The following is a 19025-nucleotide window of genomic DNA, read 5'->3' as shown; positions in this document are numbered from 1 at the left end:
TGCCTAGTTATTATTGGATATGGGCTTCCGTTCCGTTCCTCATCGATCGATAGCGCCCCGGACTCATTCCTTCGTATTCCTTGAACAGCTTGTTAAAATATTTGACGGCCTGATAACCGGTGCGGCTGGCAATTTCCGCTATGGGCAGATTTGTTTTCAGCAGCAATTCCTTCGCTTTCTGCAATTTTCTGCGGGCGACATATTCGCTGAAAGTTATCTGGCATTGCTCTTTGAAAAGCGCGCTAAAATAACTACCGTTCAAATGCACATGCCCGGCGACCTCCTGCAGGCTGACCGCTTCTTCTATATGCGTTTCCACATAGTGCATGGCCTTGCGGACCGGATCGCTTAGCGCGGCTTCTTCATCCCGTATAGCCATCAATTGCGGATCGGTCATCTTCCTCATGAAGACGATATGCTCTCGCTCTTCCCCCGCCTTCAGTGCACTCTCCACAGATGCGATCAGCTTTTCCCGGCTGGCCGGCTTTAGCAAATAGTCTACTACAGACAACTGAATCGCTTGCTGGGCATATTCGAACTGAGCATGGCCGGAGATGAGAATAACAGATGGCTGGCACTGGATCTGTTTCTCTCTCATTTGGCTAACAAGAGCTAGGCCGCTGATTTCCGGCATGCGGATGTCTGTGATCATGAGTTCCACGGGAATCTCCTCAAGAATTTGCATAGCGGCTGTTCCATTGCTTGCCGTGAGGATCTCATATTTACCGGCCGCCCATACCCCAAGTATTTTCTTCATTCCTTCTCTCGATCTAGGTTCATCATCGACAATAAGAATCGTTCGGCTCCTCATGGCGTTCTGCCTCCTTGTACAGGAATTTGAATATTAATTCGAGTGCCTTCACCCTTCCGGCTATCAATCACCATTACTGCACTCTGCTCGTCCTTTCCCGTGAAAAACAGTTGAAGTCTCCTCTGTACATTTGCGATTCCGACACCGGAATCTTTAGAAGAAGTCACCTTCCCGCTCTCGAGCTCTTCCAGAAGAGAACTCAGCTTGTCTTCGTCCATTCCCACACCGTCATCCTCTACCGTAATGGCGATTCGTTCTCCGTTGCGAGCAACCTTCAGCCTTACCCGGCCAGGTTCAATCTTGCTCTCGACACCATGTAATATGGCATTTTCCACCAGCGGCTGCAACAACAGTCTGGGCAGGTCCACATCCCCCAATTCGGGAGGAGACTCAATTTCCCAATCCAGGCGCTCTTCAAATCGCATTTTCATAATTAGCAAATATCGCTTCACATGCTCCAATTCCTCGCTCAGCTTCACCCATCCACTTTTGTTCGGCCCGGTGATGGTATACCGGAACAAATCAGACATGGCGACTACATACCCTGCCAGTTGGTCTTCATCCTTATCCAGCAGTGACCAGTATAGAACATCCAGAGTATTAAACAAAAAATGCGGATTGATTTGGGCTTGAAGTGCCTTTAACTCGGTGTGGCTACGGGACAGCTCTTTTTCATATACCAACTGGATCAGCTCGTTAATGTTATCGACCATTTTATTATATGAATAATTCAGCTCCTGAATTTCCATGGTGGACGACACGTTTTCGATGGACTTCAGAACACCGAGATTGGTACCTCTCATGGCTTTGATCAGCTTAAAAACTGGCCGAGTGATGAGGGTAGACAGGAAAAAAGAGAGCAAGGTGAACAAAATGGTGCCCATGATGGCCGATACGACGATAGTCATCCGCAATACCGATATGCCTTCGGTGATGACGTTAACCGGTGTTAAAATAAGCAGAGTCCATCCCGTTACGGAAGATCGCTGCTTGACGACCACATAGGACTGATTGCCGATAGAAGCGACTTGATCGCCCCCTCCCTCCGCTAGCATGGACGCCGTCTCTTGCGAAATGGTTTCATCATTAGAGGTGATGAGCTGGCCGTCGGAAGCGAGGAGCAACACCGTCTCCCTTTCCTCTTCTTCGGACAAAGAGTCGTTCAGTGCAAACTTGCTACGGTCTGAGCGGATGAGCAAATACCCGCCTGTCATGAAATGCCTATCGATAAGACTGATCTGCCGAATCGCCACAAGCGATGTGGAATCAAGCGGGTCGATGCCGAACCAGACGAGGCTTCCTTCCTTCTTGGTCGCCATTGTAATCCAATCCTCAGGTACCTTATCTCTCAGGCTACTTTCGTCGAGAGGGTACAACCTCGCTCCGTCTTTGTTGTAAAGCCCCACGGATTTGATGCCTTCCGTGTACATTTGAACCAGATTGATAATGGGTGGCAGCGCCTGCCGTTCTGCAAAGGTAGCGGGCTGTCCCTCTATATCCCGTAAAAGCAGTTGCTGGATATACTGGTTGGTCGATACCAGCGTCGTGAGAGAATTAATCTGTTCGAGAATGCCCTCTAGGCGGCCATTGGCCTGAATCGCGGTTTGTTGAATATGCTTCTCCGCGTTATTCTTAAGCAGCGTCGAGACCGAATGGAAGGTAATCCCCCCAACGAACGTCAAAATGATGAGCATGACAACGAGAAAACCAACCAGCATTTGATTTCGCAGCGTATTAAACTTTAACCTCGATAGCATCCCCCGCACGCAGTCTCCCCTCCCTTCGTCGTGGGATCAAAAGAATGATCACCCGCGTCGAGATAAGTAAGGGCTTTCAACCCTTTTTGTCATTATATTAGCATGTTTACTAATTATCCGCTAAGGAAGAATTGTTGAAAGCTGCCCTGGATTCGCTATTTTCTGCTACTATTCCATATCATATGAAATTCTAGGGACGTATTTAACAGCATCTGCTTTCCCACGTATAGTTCCTTTGCTTAGAATTAAAGCCGGGAAGATTCAGCTATAAAGACTATCGAGACTTTCTCGACAGCCTGCGGCATAATTATCTACCGGCTCGCAACGATTGAATACATCAATATCATAAAGGCGCGGAACATCTTTAATTTTGATTTTAGGATACCTAATCCACTCTGTAAGTAAAAAACAAACAAAAACAAGTGCCGCCTGGTTATGGGCTGCACCTGTTTTTTGCAGGAAATGGCGTAGGTCTCGGGAACACTTGCTGTAGAACGAAGGCTATCTCCCGATTCCAGCTCTTCAGAGAACACCCGGCAGATGCCTCTGGCACACCTGCTGCAATGCGTCATAGCTGTCTGTGAACTCAAGCTGCCGGAGAATGTTCAGATAGCTCAGTAATTCAGCCGGACTCTCTTTATGCTTCAGGCAAAGCAGCGTAACTTCATAGTACACCAAGGTCTCAATTTTATCGTACAGCAGATTTGTTTTATCCGCTAACGGCAGGGCTTTCTTAAGAAAGATCAGGCTTTGCTCATAGTTATGCTCCTTCAGGCAAATGGTCGAGATATTCTTCATCAAATGCTGCTGGATGGTCCGGCTCTCGGCAAAGTCATGGTATTTGTCAAATTCATTCGCCGCCCTGAGTCCAAAAAAGATCGCATCACCGCTGCTTAGCGTGAACAGAAAATTATTGAGCAGTTTGAACTCATACAGATACCATCTGTCTACACCCAGCAGATACGGCTTGATCTCACCTGCTATTTCACTCAGATGCCTGATTTCATCTTCCCGTTGATACCGGATCAGGTAGCCCTGGCCCAGCAGGTACAAATGATAATAAGCCTCCGTGTGCGTCGCCCGGTACAGGGAATGGCATTCATAGCTGAAAGCTCGCACCTTGTCGAATTCATAACGGTTCGCCGCTTCCACCAGACTTAAGTGAAGAGTCCGTTTCACCGGCTGTGCATAGTCATTATGCAGGAATAGCAGTTCCTCAAGGGACAATTCCAGCTTGTCTAGCAGCAGAATCAGCTTGTCATATCCGGGATAATATTTACCACCCTCAAAACGTGACAAGTTGGAGCGGCTCATAATTCCGTCCGCCAGAATAGATTGGTTGATTCCTTTAGATGTACGGATCTGCTTGATCGTAGGGCCCAGAAACACTTACTTCACCACTCCGCTCTGCCGTGTGAGTATACAGCACAATTTTCAGATCTATTTTTCATTGTATGCTAAACTCGGCACAAATAAAAATATAATTTGCGGGGGAAGGATTACCATGGGCTTTCAAATATCACGGAAATTGAACAGCAGAGTATGGAACATTCTGGCCGGAACTTTTTTTACGAGAACTGCACTTTTTATGAGCGTTCCCTATTTAGCCATCTTTCTGACGAGTCAAAAGCATATCCCCATCTTTCTGGCTGGCTGTGTTCTCAGTATCAATCCGCTTGTTAATGTAGTCTTCAGCGGCTTCGGCGGGGCGCTTGCGGATCGGCTTCCCCTGCACAAAATCATCACCGTTGTCCCCATTGTCTGGGGAGTCGTCTTCATTCTCTTCTATTATGCAGACAGCTTCCCAACCTTCCTCCTGCTTAACGGCCTTAACGGATTATGCTACTCAATCTTCGAGCCAGCCAGTAAAAAAGTGCTGTCCACCGAAACGCTCCCGGAGAACCGGCTGCTCGTCTTCAATCTGCGGTATACGGCGATTAACCTGGGTTGTTTTGTCGGCCCCCTGTTAAGTCTGTTGTTCAATATGAAGCTGACGCTCTTTCCTTATGTCATTCTCGGCATTCTCTATATTCTGTATGGAGCTTCCACACAGTTTTTCTTCAGGCAAGCAAGCCAAATGAACGATTCTGTTCCATCCCGGAATATACTTAGTCTTAAGGATCTTGGCGCAATCCGCAAAGACTATATATTTCTTCTCCTGCTGGCCGGAATGAGCTTTTCTTTCTTCGGGTACTCACAGCTGAACGGGACCGTATCGCAATATTTAGCCGCTACTTCCGCCTTGGCAGATGGTGCCCGAATATACTCTGTGATCCTGTCGCTCAATGCAATAGTTATTCTGGCTGCGCAATTTCCTGTACTCCGCTTGATCTCGAAGTGGAATCCTTTCAACGTGGTGATCACCAGCAATCTGCTGATTGCCATAAGCTTTCTGTTCTTTGTTTTGCCCGTCTCCCCGGTGATGCCGCTGCTATTCATTACGGTGTTCAGTCTGGGGGAACTGCTGATTGGCGCACGGTTCGATGCCTTGGTGGATGAGCTGTCCCCGGAGAATAAAAAAGGGTTATATTTCGGTTGCTCGGAGTTTGTTAAGATCGGGACCACGTTCGGCCCTATACTGGGAGCTGGTCTGCTGGGGCTATATGGAGTAGAGTCACCTATTCCGGTGTTTGGATTAATCGGCGGCATCACGGCTGCCGGGGCTGTTTTGATTGGAGTCGCCAGTTTCCAGCATCTGCGGAAGACCCGGCAACCGGTGGATGCAAAGAACAAAATCATCCTAACGGGTGAATAACTTTCTAGCCAGCGGCTATTTATCCGCTGGCTCTTCTTTTCTCATCAAGGTTCCATTACAAACTGGATAGAAAAACTGATTAATTCACTCATTTCAATCAGAGGGTTATGATTTAAAGCAACTTAATCAGTTCTTCTAGCTCATCAACCAAACCTTTTGCAAGTTCAAAATCAGTATCTTTTAAAGCCAATTCTATTTTCATTTCAACTGACTTTTTCTTTTGTTCCATTTCTAAATAGTCTCTATCAAAATGACTAGCATAAACCATCTTTTTAAATTTTTGTATTTTCATCTTTCTAATCGTCTTATCGTCAATGATTAAAACATAATCCATACCATTTACCACAGAATAGAAATCATGAGAAATCATGAGAATCGCACCTTTATAGTCTTCAATGGCTTTTTCCAGTGCTATTTGTGAATAGATGTCTAAATGACTTGTCGGTTCATCAAGAAGCAATACGTTTGCTTTACTGGCACAAACTTTAGCCAATTGAAGCATATTTTTTTCTCCACCTGATAAAGATTCTATCTTTTGATTAACGATTTCTCCTTCAAAGCCATAGTCTGAAATATATGATCTAATCTCTTCATAAGTTTTAAACCCAGCATCGATGAATTCTTCGAGTATTGTATTAGAATCGTTTAACATTTCGCCTTGAAGCTGAGATAAATAAGCCACTTTAACATCAGCATTTATTTCAATGGAATCATGATTATTTTTAAAGATTTCTCGGAGTAAAGTCGTTTTCCCTGTACCGTTCGGACCGATAAGGGCTACTTTATCAGTAGATTTTATCTCAAAGTTAACATTTTCTAAAATCAACTCATCGAAGGAAACACTATAATTATTGACACTTATAACAGTTCTGTCTTCTTCAATTTCATTATCGATACCGAAACTGATATTCGGTTGTTTAATATCAACAAATGGCGCTTTAATTCTACGCGCTTCCAATCTTTCTTGGAATTTAACTCTGGCTTTTAACGCTTTCCCTCTAGATGCTTCTGAATTATAAGTTGCGATAGCTCTAAGATTATTGATGATGTTTTCGTTTCTCTCAATTTCTTCATCCTCAGCGATTGTGAGTTCTTGTAACTCAATTTTAGTCTGAAGTAATGAGAAGTTATATTCAATATATCGTCCATCAAACTCTTGGATCTCCATGTTTTCAAGGTGCAAAATTTTGTTGAAACAATGATTCAATAGATATCGGTTGTGCGTAACAACTAGCAGTATTCCTTTGTGAGCATTAATAAGATTTTTAAGCGCATTTAGGTTTTCAAAGTCTAAAAATACATCCGGTTCATCCATAATCATTAAGTCTGGACACTCAAGCATTTCCTTCATCACTTGAATAAGTTTGAATTCCCCGCCACTCAGGTCGGATACCCTAACATCTTTTCGCTTCATGAGGTTTGCCAGATTTAGTTTCTTATTAATGTTGCTTTCAAAATCTTCCCCACCGATTGCATCAAATGCGTCTAAAGCTAATTGATACTTTTCCAGTAACGATTCAATATCCGATGATGTTTCCATTTCAGTGCATATCAATTGTATTTCATTTTGTATCTTAATAAATTCTTCTCCTATATATTCAAAAACAGTTGTTTCTTTAGTTTTGTCTGGTTGTGAGAACTGACTTACATACCCAATTTTGCAAGTAGGGTCTATCTCTAACTTGCCATCAAACAAATATCTTTCTGGATCCATCAGTATATCGATTAGTGTACTTTTCCCACTGCCACTTGTTCCTATAAAAGCGCAATGTTGTCCCTCTTCAAGCGTAAATGAAATGTTTTTATATAGTTCTTTTTGCGGAAATGAGAAGGATAAGTTTTCAACTTTTATCATAGTATTACCTTTCTTTATAACTAAATTTGTGACTATTACTTAGATGTATTGAAGAGCAAAAATTTTGAGTTTACCGTTGATAGAATAACACTTGTTGCAACCAACTACAATCAATTCACATTAAAGATGTTCGTTAAATCTAAAAATACAACTTAGAACAAAATGATCACGCCAGTTGATTAGCCAGATACTGGATTTAGGAGGTTCGACAAATAGGCGTATTTTTTGAGTACCCTAGCAATAGCTAACATCCATATAACCACTTAAAAAGCACGTATGTCATGAGTGCTGCGAACAATTGATTAAATTAACTTTATTTTTAAAAATTAACCTTAATTAAGCTGCTATGCGTCCAATAGCCAATTAAGAACTACATTAAATTTTCCCCTCAATTGCTACAATGTATCAGCTGATGGTTTTGTCTTTCCTTGCTCGATCTCACTCAGTCTCCCATATGATATCCCTATTGCATCAGCGAAAGCGATTTGATTCAGTTTCTTTTGTAATCAGAATTTTTAACCTTTTTACCAATAGTATTCATTATTTTACCCCATTTATAAAAAATAGGGCCATCCTAATTATGGTATTAGGACAGCCCTTGATGATTTATATTCTTTTAATGGTTCCATTAGTTGGGTTGCAATTGTCGTTTTCCCCCCACCAGAAATACCTGCAATTGCAATGACAAATGGTTGCTTTCCGTTTTTCATAAAAACTCCCTTCACTGGCTAAGAAATTATTTTTCAGCATATATTCTCGCTGACTATTGTGTTATCCTGCCCTTTAATTGAACAGCGGCGGATTTATCCGCCACCAATTAAAAAAATCTTCTATATAGTTCTCTCCGGCGCTCGCCGCGTAGCTGAGCGTAGATTTGAGTGGTCGATGCCTTCTCATAACCGAGCATTCCTTGGATAAAATTCAGAGAGGCACCGTTATTAAGTAGTTGGCACGCATAGGTATGCCGAAACCGATGTGGGTAGACATTCGCTTCAATTTCTCCCCGATTTTCCAGTCGTTTTAATCCCCATCTAATCGTAGGTATGGCCATTCGTTTTATTGGATGGGTATCGGTTACAAATAAGGCTTTACAGGAGTCCTCACGGCTGGTCAGATACTTCTTTAACCATACTTTACACTCTGTCGTGAAGTAAACTTCTCTCTTCTCTCTTCTCTCTGCTTTGATCCATGCCATTAACGATCGCTGAGCAGTTCTCCCAGTTTAGATCCTCGATGTTAACCTTCTCCACCTCGCCAATCCGGCAGCCGGTCAGTAGAGAAACTCAAGCAGAGCTCTTTCCCTGAGTAACTGGCATGAGATCTTCTAGTGTATAATATCTTCCTCAATTAAGAACTCAGGAATACGCTTATCTAGTTTATGTTCTCTTAATTTCAAGATGGATTCGTAGTCGAATACGTCTCTTCATAAGCGTAATGGAAAAGAGAACGAACAAACCGAATACGATGGCCTAGGCTGCTTGGTTTCAACCGGTTTGCTTGTCTTGCTAAATATCCCTTCAGCATTGTTAGAGGCTGTAAAATAAATTGTGTAAACTCCTAAACCAAGCTACTCTAGTAGTAGACAACGAGAGGCAGGAGAACACAGTGGGAATGTTTACGAAAGAACAGTTAAAGAGCTTTATTCAAGAGAACGACATCAAGACGGCCGGAGATATCCAGAATGCCTTGAAGAACCTGTTTGCGGATACGTTGCAGGAGTTCATGGAAGCGGAGCTGGATACTCACCTAGGCTACGCTAAGCATGACACGAAGAATAAGAAGACTAGTAATAGCCGAAACGGTAAGATGCCTGCCAAGACAGTGACCACGGAGATGGGCGACATCCAGGTTCGTACCCCTCGGGATCGACAAGGAGCGTTCGAGCCCCAAGTCGTAAAGAAGCATCAGAACGATCTCTCTGGCATGGAAAACCAGATCATCTCCATGTATGCGAAGGGAATGTCCACAAGGGATATCCAGGCTCACTACAATCATATTTACGGCGTAGATCTATCGCCAACCCTCGTTTCAAACATCACAGACCGAATCCTGCCTCAAGTCCAACAGTGGCAGAATCGGCCACTACAGCAGGTCTATGCGGTTGTATTTATGGACGCTATTCACTACAAAGTGAGACAGGACAATGCCATTGTGAACAAGGCTGCATACATGGTCATCGGCATTGATTTAGATGGACACAAGGATGTTCTGGGCATGTGGATTGGGGAACATGAGTCTGCTAAGTTCTGGCTCGGCGTTCTGAATGACTTGAAGCATCGCGGAGTGAAAGACATCCTCATTAACTGACTGTTTCATAACATCGCTCACGGGTACTCCTGCCATCTTATTTCTATAGCTTTCATCTTTATTTCTACGGGGTAGATCTCTCTGGTTGCCAACGCAAAAACACCTCCAAGATTATCTCCCTATCTTACGATAAGGTTTCTTTCTCTTGAAGGTGTTTTGATTTGTCCCACGTTACGGGGTCAGTCCAGAAAATGTGATTGGCTTTTTTTCTGTTCCTTTAGTTACTTTCTTCTACTTTCATATAGGTAGCGTCATAATCAACAATTACCAACGTTTCAGTAGTCGTCTTTGTAGCGTCAAGCGATATTTGATCTTGAGTAAATTCCGATACAGTCAGTTGTTGCTTTTTATAGATTCCATCTGGAGTATAGATAACATCGGGATGGTCTAAACGATCAGCAGCATACTCTGGAACAATAGCTTTTACTGTATCAGTTACAGGTGTAACTTGATTAACCTCTGCAGCCTGAACGTCTATTGTACCCATTAGAATGAATGAACCAACTAGAAGTGTAGCCAGCCCTATTACGATTGGTCTGACACGCAATTTTCACACCTCCCTTCAGCCTAACTGATTGTATAACCATTACCTGAGACATTTATTTTAGTGCCTGAAGAATTATAAGTATGATTTCCAATTAGCAGATATAGGGGTTTTGCAGCGGTTCCTTGTGGTACATGAGTGATTGTGATTGTTGTTGCTGGGCTAGAAACATTACCATTAACTTGAACTACATCTGATTGTATGGTGTAATCTTTAGTGCTGAATTGGTAATTTATTGAAGCCGGGGTCGAAGTACCAGATGTCTGTACTAACTTAATTGTAATCGAACCGTATCTGTGAATTGGAAGAGCAGTAGACCAAACTCTATCATTAACATCAAAAAAATTCCAGTCAATGTTTTGTCCATCAGTTGACATTGGGGTGATTACTCCTGAATTTAGAAAAGAAGAAGCGTCTTTCCATTCTACAGCAGACATAGGATTAAGGGGAATATATTCATCATTTCCGTGCTTCCCTAAGTTAATAACGATAGGTTCATCTGATACATCGGGTGCAGTTTCAACTGTCGCGGTAGCATACATATAATAACCCGTCAAGCATAAGCCTGACGGGTTTGTTAATACTCTTTTATAATTAGAACTGTCTAGCACTTACGTCGACATCTAGAGTGTATCCCAATGTACTATATATGTGCACGAGTAAATCCGTATAACCGACTCCTAACATATCTGTAGATGAGATTGTCTTCTGTGCGCCAGCAGCAATCATTTGATCAGTAATCAACAATCCATTGATTTTCACTTGAAATTGGACTGCATGACCGCTTATATTCTTCTTCCATATATTCAAGTTTACTCCATCTGAAGGTGTACAGGTGAATGCATCATTAAAAGCTCCACCCGTATGATGCACAGGAATTATTTTATAGGCCTCTGAAAAAGTGAAATTTTTGGCGCTTCAACCCCATCACCTATCAAAACCTTCGTTCCCGGTCCTTCGAAGATATTATTGCTATATGTATACCTGCTTGTAGAATAAACTTCAGAAGAAGCTTCGGAACCTGAAGAATTTTATATCGATGTTGAATCCGCTACTGTTAAGCCTTTAGTTTGAGCAAAAAGCAAAGACGTTGCCAAACCCAATCCTAAAAACTTGATCATATTTATTACATCCCAAAAGTGTAAATGATATAAATTATTATACATATTACCATATTTTAGTTGATTATTAATATAGTATCTATCTACTATAATTAATGTATATATATTTCCTCTTTAAACCTTAAAATAGTGTTTATCATTTTTTTCCAATCGTATTTTTGTTTTACGTATTCTTTTGTTGAATTAACTGGTTTTCATCTACAGACAGTAACTGGTCACCTTCTAGAAAGGCGTACCCTGCCTTGGTTTCTTCATGAATTATTTTTATTATAGGTTTTACTTGGAAGCTACGTTTTAATGGACCAAAAGTATAGAGAGCTGCCAATACATTATCCCTACTCTGTGTAGAAATAAAATAATTGTCTCTTAAACTGTCAAATGTGCTAAAGATTGATTCTTGTTCATTCTCAATTTTCGAATAATTCATATAATTTCGATACATGAATGCAAGAGCATTGCTAATTGTCCCCGTTCGGTTGTGAAATAAAACCTCCTGCAACGTATCCGCAAACAGGTTCTTCAAGGCATTCTGGATATCTCCGGCCGTCTTGATGTCGTTCTCTTGAATAAAGCTCTTTAACTGTTCTTTCGTAAACATTCCCACTGTGTTCTCCTGCCTCTCGTTGTCTACTACTAGAGTAGCTTGGTTTAGGAGTTTACACAATTTATTTTACAGCCTCCCAACCGTACTCAAGTTTCTGAATAAAAATTGATTTTTAACTTTATTATCTCACTGATCTCTCGCTTATCTCCTTTATGTAACTTTCTAAAATCCAAAATTAAATTCAGCTCATTTTCATCTATTCGCGACATAAACACTTCGTTAGATTTTTTTTCACTTATATCGAATAAAAGCCATTCTAAATCTACACCAAAAATAGATTTTAGAGACAATATAGTATCAAGTGACGGGAGATACTTGTCTGTTTCCAATTCACTTAGAGTTCCTTGCGTAATACCAATTTTTTTTGAAAACTCACTTTGATTAAACTTATTTATTTTACGGATACTTTTTATCTTTTCCCCAAGTGTCAAAATACTCCACCCTCTTTCTAAATAATAAAACATTCCCGATGCGGACATAATCATCGGGAATGTTTCTGAGGAAGTTTATCGTTTGTAGTTATAAATATAGAATTGTAGATTGAATCTCTGCTTTCCTACATTCTTTACTACTCTCCAACTTTGTTTACTACTTACCAATATTCTTTACTGCTTTCCGACATTTTTACAAACGGACAATTTGTTCGAAGAAAATAAAGTATTAGACTGGGGTTGTTGATCTGACGCGGTTTTTTGGTTACATAATCGTCAGGTATTGAGAAATAAGTTTTAGACTGGTATCTAAAACGCGACTAAAACTATATAGCATCGAAAAAATAAAGTATTAGACTCATTTAACAAGTTGCAACATCAAACTGATTATTTTCCATTTTATAAAGGGTTGCTTCTAGTCTCTTATGTAGCTTATCTTTCAGATCATTTGGGCTTTCCCATTTAATTGTGTTAATGTGCGATATATCAAAATGTCTACCTTCATAATCAGTATCCTTACAGCTAAATATAACTTCTTTACCTTTAGCATGAGCATAGCCAGCTTCATAATACACTCCGTGTTTATGGTGTGTTAGATCAGCTATAATTAAAACACATTGTTCAATTTCCATAATCATTTCAGGTACAATTTGATTATTATGTTCTTTCTCATCAATGAATATTGGATCGAGATGAAATTGCCTAACCACCTCATGAATAGCCTCTCTTAGTTGTATCATTGAGGAGTCGAAGGACATAGCTATAAATACCTTTTCATTTTTCTTATCTGGTAACTTAATCTCGAAACGTTTGATTTCATTACTCACTATTGCTAGCAATTCTCTGATACTTTTTCGGGATTCAGCTTTACGTAATAAAATGACCATTGATACAAAAAAATCAAAATCAGATAATTCAACGAGATGATGCCAAAGATCGTCCAATCTATAACTGAATGTTAAGCATTCGTAATCAGTATTATGTTTCTCTTGGATTCCGAATTTTAGATCACTTAGTCCTAGTTCTATTATGACCTCATTTACTAAGTGAACACTAACTTCCTCATTGTCGAACTGATAATCATCGTCCTGTATTAACCCTAAATCAGGATGTTCTACACCCTCTTGGAACAATTCAAATTTCGCATATTTATATTGTTCACTACGATAGTTGCTAAATTGTAGAATTATTGCTTTTTTAAAGCCCGCTAATCTATCCTCAGTATTGTCATATGCTTTGAGTTCATCTTTAAGCAACAAATTAATCAACTCCATTTTCATTAATAATTACACGGTTTGTGAGTTTTCAATTCGCTGTTATCAATTGAATACTATTGGGTTCAATAAGCTCACATCGGAAGAGTTACAAGTAGTACATCCAGAGAATTTAAATCAACCCCAAACTTTGGTACACCCCATCCTTATAATAATAATCCTCAGAGGTCTTCATTTGATAATTCTCAAGAGCATACTTAATAATTTTCGGTGTATAAGGAACAAATATCGCTCCGATATTTGTTATTACTGCTGGAGTACGTATAGAGTCAAAATGTTTTGAGCCATTAAGATTTACTCCAATAATAGTGCATCCTTTTTCTTTGGCTACTTCTGCCTCCCATTTTACATATGTATGCTTGTGACGTGTGTCATCACCAATCAGCATAATATAATACCCACACATATTAATACGCTCTCTACAACGCTTTTTTATATAGGCTTCATTATTTGAATTAACCTCTGTTGCTAATTGACAGTCAGTGAAATAAAAATCAGTACTTTCATTCTTCTTCCAAGCTTGCATTAGATGGTAATAATGAATATCCTTACTGCTGAATCCAATAAATGTTCTAGGTAAACCCATTCAAATCCCTCACTTTTTATGGTTGTCCCAAATTAATTTTAAGTCTTCTATGAAAAGCATCTGCATAGTTTTGAGGCGTGCCCTTAGCCGAAAATTCCCAATGTTTCTTCTCCTCATTCAATAAAGTTGAAGATGGCTTTGTTAATAACGTTATATATTTCTGTAAATCTTCTGCACTCCTTAACACAGGCCATTTCCAAAGGTATTCCGGCATATCATTCCTAGTTCCTGATGTGAGATAGCTTGAGATAGGGTATTGTTTCTCAGTTGCAATACCAATTTCAAATGGCACCCACCAAGAGAGTCTCGTACTGTACGAGAGGACCGCTAACAAATGAGTGCATTGGTTTAACCTACCTTGAAGATATTTTGAAAGCTCTTCACCACTATCTTGTAAGCGAGGATCCAGGACATCGAGGTAAACATCAACCCCACTTCTTCGAAGTTGGTAAGCGATATTACCCGCTTGCTCAGAATCCTCTTTCTTATGCGAAATAAATATCTTAGTCATTGTTTGCCTCCTAATTCATTATGTTTAAAGCAGAGATTTTTCTAAAAGTATTGCTAACTTACCAATTTGCTCTTCAGTTGTTTCTCTTTCCCAATCACTTGTTACAGCTGACTCTGCACGTTTTTTTATTTCGGTGTACTTATCGTGCATATTAATTCCGAAGTATGCTTCCTCCAGAGTAGCTAGTATCCAATATTTGTCGCCCCTTGTATCAAAACTACTTTCTAATAAAGCTTCACATATTGAAATTACTCTAAGTCGAGCCCTTGATGCTAATACATAGTCTGCAATAGCATCATTTCGATCACTTATACTTCCCCTCACATTCAAAAGGAATGCAAAGTTGATTCCGTTATAATAATCATTCTTAATATAAAATCCTTTCTCATAAGAGTGTATTGCCTTATCTAACCATGCTCTTTCATTTGTTGATTCCCATAGCCTTTTACAAACAGCACCGAGAAGACCTAATGTTTCAGGATCAGTTGTAATTTCTGGATCTAATGTTAACAAAATCTCGTAAGCTGCAAATAATGATGAAAGTACGTCCGGATATTTACTCTTATATGTAGCTAAAGCAATTTTTTGTTTAATGTAAGAACTATTAGGATCAATAGTTAGTGCTGTATGAAATAAGCTCTTAGCAGTAATAAAATCATTCTTATTTATCGCCTCTTGAGCAAAATTCAAAAATGAACTTAATGATTCTTTTGGATTAGGTAGCGTTACTATTTCAAGTGCCTTACTCAACACCGGAGGAGTTAATTCATGTAAATAAGTATAAACTGGGCTGTCAATATTGGGATTACTCAAAATAGACTCAATTGTCTCCTGAAGATCCTTGCGGAATCGATTGACTTCATCGTAGTCAATTCCTTTACCTAAGTGCTCATACGGGCGAATAACAGTATGATTCAAATCAAATGGATATTTAAGTTCTTTTTCTGCAATTGCAATTGTCGTATGGGGCTTTAATGCATGCCGAATACCAAGCTCATAAAATGCATTTGGATTATAAGTAGATAAGTCCGCAATAACTACATCTGCAGTGTAAAGGTGTTGATACATCGGAACATCGATGATCCCAGAATGCTTTATTTCATCAGCACGTATACACTCAAGACCTGCTTCAGTTACAGCTGGTTTCACAATGTTTTGATACGTTTTATCTAAATCAAGTTCTCTACCAGTTGAATAATCAGTCTTAACACCATATCCCATGACAACAAAACATATTTTCTTAGACATTCTAATCCCCCATTAAATGACAAAAGGCGTAGCTAAATAAAACTCTTTTAGCTACACCTGATGTCTGTTTGTCTTTTAGTATTTAAATTCTTCTGTCTCCGCCTGGGCCATCAATTCCGCTTGCTGGATGACGAGGTCTATAGCCATCTTCTCAAGATCCGGCGGATAACCATATTTCTTCAATAAACGTTTGACGGTAATCCGCATCTGGGCTCGGACATTCTCCCGAAGCGTCCAATCCACCTTGATATTGCTTTTTATGGCCTGGGTTAATTCATGAGCAATTTGCTTTAGAACTAGATCGCCCATTAATTCTTTGGCTGTTTCGTTTGAGGACAAGGCATCATAGAAGGCTACTTCTTCCTTAATAAGCCCGAGATCTTCACCACGTTTTACTGCAGCATTCATCTCTTTGGCCATCTGGATCAACTCTTCAATGACCTGTGTTGTCTCGATTGTACGGTTGTTGTATTTACGAACAGCTTCCTCCAGCATCTCGGAGAACTTCTTTGACTGAATAATGCTGACTCTTGAAACAGCCTTCACTTTACCTTGAAGTAGTCTTCTCAACAACTCTACTGCAAGGTTCTTCTGTTTCATTCCCCGCACATTCTCCAAGAATTCATTCGACAATATCGATATGTCTGGTTTTTGCAATCCGACCGCTTCCATAATATCAACGACTTCGTCGGACATTATCGATTTGGAGATCAGTTGATTTAATTCAGCATCTAACTCATTTGTTGTTTTCTTCTTGTTTTCTGTCGTGATAATTTTGACGATTCCTGATTTGACGGCCTTGAAGAAACTAATCTCCAAGTTAACCTGCTCTGCAGCTTCTGTAGTTGCGCATAAGGCATAGGCTTTTGCCAACTCCGTCGTCCAATTCACAAAATCACGTTTTCCTTGATCTCCGAGTCCCAGTACATAGTCCACCGTTTCAATGATCGCCTTCATCCGCTCAGAAGCTTTCTCTGAAGTAAATCTATTAAAGTCGTGTCCATGCAAAAGTTCTCGGATAAGTAGTATTCTCTCAAGCATGAAGTCAACCGCCTGATCCGTATCGATACCCGCAGTCTTGCGATCATTTTCCGTGTACCGTTGAAGTGCTGATTTCAACATATCCGCGATGCCAATATAGTCCACGATTAGACCGCCTGGCTTGTCTCGGAATACCCGGTTTACACGGGCAATGGCCTGCATAAGGTTATGTCCCTTCATGGGCTTATCAATGTACATGGTGTTCATACTAGGGACGTCGAATCCCGTTAACCACATGTCGCGGACTATTACTATCTCCAGAGGGTCTTTCAAATCTTTCATCCGTTTTGCCAAATGTTCTCTACGGCGCTTCGTTCCAATATAAGGCTGCCAATCTGCTGGATCACTGGAGGTTCCTGTCATAACGATTTTGATTTTACCCTCGTTGTCGTCATCACTGTGCCAATCTGGTCGAAGCGCGATAATTTCTTTATACAAATCAATGGCAATACGACGCGACATAACAACGATCATCGCTTTACCATACATGGCACCTTGACGTTGCTCGTAGTGATTGACCATGTCCTTGGCTACTTGTTTGATCCGTTTCTCCGAGCCAGCCAACGCTTCCAATCGAGCCCACTTGGACTTCAGCTTTTCTTGCTGTGTATATTCTTGATACTCCGTAATTTCTTCATATTCATTATCTATGATAGGCCGTTCTGTATCAGATAACTCCAACCGAGCAATTCGACTTTCATAGTAGATCTTGACGGTTGTTCCATCTTCCACTGCTCGCGTCATATCATAGATATCGATATAATCACCGAAGACAGCAGGGGTATTCTTATCGGTCAATTCAACAGGAGTTCCTGTATAGCCAATATAGGAAGCGTTTGGCAATGCATCGCGCATGTATTTGGCATATCCGTACTTAATGTTAGCCTCATCTTCAGCTGTGACCATCTCGGCCTGAAATCCATATTGACTACGATGAGCTTCGTCTGCGATGACGATCACATTACGGCGGTTGGTGAGTACTGGGTACTTTGAATCGCCTTCTTCAGGTGAAAATTTATGGACCGTTGTGAAAATAATCCCACCTGACTCCACCGATAACAACTCTTGTAAATGTGTGCTGTTTTCTGCATGTTGAGGGGTTTGACGTAGCAAATCTTTCGACTTGCTGAACGTAGCGTACAGTTGATCATCCAAATCATTTCGGTCTGTTACGACAACAATCGTCGGATTGTCCATTGTCAGTACTAGCTTTCCGGCGTAAAAGACCATGGATAGGCTTTTACCGGAGCCTTGCGTGTGCCAGATGACACCAATTTTTCGATCGCCTTCCTCCATCGTCGCTTTCTCCGTACACGCTATCGCCTTGTTAGTAGCATGGTATTGGTGGTAACCGGCTAATATTTTGAAAAGATGTTCCCCATCTGTCTGAAACAATACAAAGTGCTTGATAATATCGAGCAGCCTGCTTTTCTCAAATATACCTTTGATTAACACTTCGAGTTGAGGGAGAGAGGAGGAGGCCACATCTTCACCGTCGATTGTCCGCCACATCATGAACCGTTCTTCATCTGCCGTCAAACTTCCTACACGAGCATTAACACCATCGCTGATGACTAAAAATGAGTTATATGTAAAAAGAGATGAGATCGCCTTTTTGTATGTCTGTACCTGGTTGTATGCATCGCTAATTCCCACTTCTTCATTGGAGGCGCTCTTCAGTTCCAAGATTGCGATCGGAAGACCATTCACAAAAACTATCACATCAGGCCGCTTATCCTTTTGATTCTCGATTACTGTGAATTGATTAACGACCAGAAAGTCGTTATTATCTACTCGGTCAGGATGAGTATCGAATAGCCAAACTTTCTCTGTTGGATAGTCTCCATCGATCGCCCGGTACTGTACGTCAATACCATCGGTAATCATTTTCTGAAAAGCCTTATTATTGATCAACAGGCTTGGGCTACGAGGCACTTCAATAATACGAATCGCTTCCTCAATCGCTTCTCGTGGTAGTCGCTTATTGATTCGGATCAGAGCCTCGCGAAGGCGATCTTTAAGAATTACATCCTGATAGAGCAGCCTTTCCGGATATTCACCTTCAGGTGAGATTTCCGGACCGTAAGCTCTATTGTAATTCAACTCTTCGAACCATTCGAGAGCGGCCTGCTCTAGGTCGCTCTCGGTGTAGGATGTGGTGTACAGCGCCATGGTTTTGC

Annotated in this window: 18 protein-coding genes and 1 pseudogene; 2 read left to right on the top strand and 17 right to left on the bottom strand. The window is 40.8% G+C overall.

Features of this window, described 5'->3' with window-relative positions; translation table 11 throughout:
- Window positions 1-10 precede the first annotated feature (10 nt).
- The 3 genes from J2T20_RS20525 to J2T20_RS20515 form a co-directional block, all read right to left on the bottom strand.
- The gene (locus J2T20_RS20525) at window positions 11-811 is read right to left on the bottom strand and encodes a response regulator transcription factor (protein ID WP_307591189.1); all 801 of its coding nucleotides are present in this window, start codon (window positions 809-811) and stop codon (window positions 11-13) included.
- Window positions 808-2568: a cache domain-containing sensor histidine kinase gene (locus J2T20_RS20520; protein ID WP_307591205.1), complete on the bottom strand. Its 1761-nt coding sequence runs from the start codon at window positions 2566-2568 to the stop codon at window positions 808-810. The genes J2T20_RS20525 and J2T20_RS20520 overlap by 4 nt, the downstream gene beginning before the upstream one ends.
- A 522-nt stretch (window positions 2569-3090) precedes the next feature.
- Window positions 3091-3957 (bottom strand): helix-turn-helix domain-containing protein, encoded by an 867-nt coding sequence (locus J2T20_RS20515; protein WP_307591188.1) that lies wholly within the window; start codon window positions 3955-3957, stop codon window positions 3091-3093.
- A 115-nt stretch (window positions 3958-4072) separates the two neighbouring features.
- Here J2T20_RS20515 and J2T20_RS20510 point away from each other — a divergent pair, with 115 nt between their 5' ends.
- On the top strand, window positions 4073-5323 hold the full coding sequence (locus J2T20_RS20510; protein ID WP_307591187.1) for an MFS transporter: 1251 nt from the start codon (window positions 4073-4075) through the stop codon (window positions 5321-5323).
- A gap of 112 nt (window positions 5324-5435) precedes the next feature.
- On the opposite strand, the gene J2T20_RS20505 is transcribed toward J2T20_RS20510, so the two are convergent.
- From J2T20_RS20505 to J2T20_RS20495, 4 genes are all read right to left on the bottom strand, one after another.
- Complete coding sequence (locus J2T20_RS20505; protein ID WP_307591186.1) at window positions 5436-7178, bottom strand: ABC-F family ATP-binding cassette domain-containing protein; 1743 nt, start codon at window positions 7176-7178, stop codon at window positions 5436-5438.
- A gap of 395 nt (window positions 7179-7573) precedes the next feature.
- Window positions 7574-7672, bottom strand: a complete 99-nt coding sequence (locus J2T20_RS25845; RefSeq protein ID WP_373457837.1) for a helix-turn-helix domain-containing protein — start codon at window positions 7670-7672, stop codon at window positions 7574-7576.
- An 84-nt stretch (window positions 7673-7756) separates the two neighbouring features.
- Window positions 7757-7888, bottom strand: coding sequence for an adenylyl-sulfate kinase (locus J2T20_RS20500; RefSeq protein ID WP_307591185.1), 132 nt, complete (start codon window positions 7886-7888; stop codon window positions 7757-7759).
- Window positions 7889-7995: 107 nt separating this feature from the next.
- A complete protein-coding gene (locus J2T20_RS20495) occupies window positions 7996-8373 on the bottom strand; it encodes a tyrosine-type recombinase/integrase (RefSeq protein ID WP_307591184.1) in 378 nt (125 codons plus the stop codon).
- A gap of 410 nt (window positions 8374-8783) precedes the next feature.
- On the opposite strand from J2T20_RS20495, the pseudogene J2T20_RS20490 reads away from it, so the two are divergent.
- Window positions 8784-9479, top strand: a pseudogene (locus J2T20_RS20490) (IS256 family transposase); the annotation flags it as partial.
- A gap of 223 nt (window positions 9480-9702) precedes the next feature.
- On the opposite strand, the gene J2T20_RS20485 reads toward J2T20_RS20490, so the two are convergent.
- The 10 genes from J2T20_RS20485 to J2T20_RS20440 form a co-directional block, all read right to left on the bottom strand.
- Window positions 9703-10032 carry a hypothetical protein gene (locus J2T20_RS20485; protein WP_307591183.1) on the bottom strand — a complete coding sequence of 110 codons (330 nt, stop codon included), beginning with the start codon at window positions 10030-10032 and terminating at the stop codon, window positions 9703-9705.
- Window positions 10033-10052: 20 nt separating this feature from the next.
- A complete protein-coding gene (locus tag J2T20_RS20480) occupies window positions 10053-10571 on the bottom strand; it encodes a hypothetical protein (RefSeq protein WP_307591182.1) in 519 nt (172 codons plus the stop codon).
- A gap of 52 nt (window positions 10572-10623) precedes the next feature.
- Entirely contained in the window at window positions 10624-10839 is a 216-nt protein-coding gene (locus J2T20_RS20475) for a hypothetical protein (protein ID WP_307591181.1), read from the bottom strand.
- Between the two features lie 474 nt (window positions 10840-11313).
- The gene (locus J2T20_RS20470) at window positions 11314-11748 is read right to left on the bottom strand and encodes a hypothetical protein (protein WP_307591180.1); all 435 of its coding nucleotides are present in this window, start codon (window positions 11746-11748) and stop codon (window positions 11314-11316) included.
- Between the two features lie 92 nt (window positions 11749-11840).
- Window positions 11841-12185, bottom strand: a complete 345-nt coding sequence (locus tag J2T20_RS20465; protein ID WP_307591179.1) for a helix-turn-helix domain-containing protein — start codon at window positions 12183-12185, stop codon at window positions 11841-11843.
- Between the two features lie 362 nt (window positions 12186-12547).
- A complete protein-coding gene (locus J2T20_RS20460) occupies window positions 12548-13444 on the bottom strand; it encodes a nucleoside 2-deoxyribosyltransferase (RefSeq protein ID WP_307591178.1) in 897 nt (298 codons plus the stop codon).
- Window positions 13445-13571: 127 nt separating this feature from the next.
- Window positions 13572-14045, bottom strand: coding sequence for a TIR domain-containing protein (locus J2T20_RS20455; protein ID WP_307591177.1), 474 nt, complete (start codon window positions 14043-14045; stop codon window positions 13572-13574).
- Between the two features lie 16 nt (window positions 14046-14061).
- On the bottom strand, window positions 14062-14556 hold the full coding sequence (locus J2T20_RS20450) for a toll/interleukin-1 receptor domain-containing protein (RefSeq protein WP_307591176.1): 495 nt from the start codon (window positions 14554-14556) through the stop codon (window positions 14062-14064).
- A gap of 24 nt (window positions 14557-14580) precedes the next feature.
- Window positions 14581-15804 carry a TRAFs-binding domain-containing protein gene (locus J2T20_RS20445; RefSeq protein WP_307591175.1) on the bottom strand — a complete coding sequence of 408 codons (1224 nt, stop codon included), beginning with the start codon at window positions 15802-15804 and terminating at the stop codon, window positions 14581-14583.
- A 75-nt stretch (window positions 15805-15879) separates the two neighbouring features.
- Window positions 15880-19017 carry a type I restriction endonuclease subunit R gene (locus J2T20_RS20440; RefSeq protein ID WP_307591174.1) on the bottom strand — a complete coding sequence of 1046 codons (3138 nt, stop codon included), beginning with the start codon at window positions 19015-19017 and terminating at the stop codon, window positions 15880-15882.
- Window positions 19018-19025: the final 8 nt, after the last annotated feature.

The sequence above is a fragment of the Paenibacillus wynnii genome, from assembly GCF_030812855.1.
GTDB classification, from domain to species: domain Bacteria; phylum Bacillota; class Bacilli; order Paenibacillales; family Paenibacillaceae; genus Paenibacillus_AQ; species Paenibacillus_AQ wynnii_A.
The sequence above is the reverse complement of the archived record's forward strand: the minus strand, read 5'-3'. Positions and strand labels throughout refer to the sequence as shown.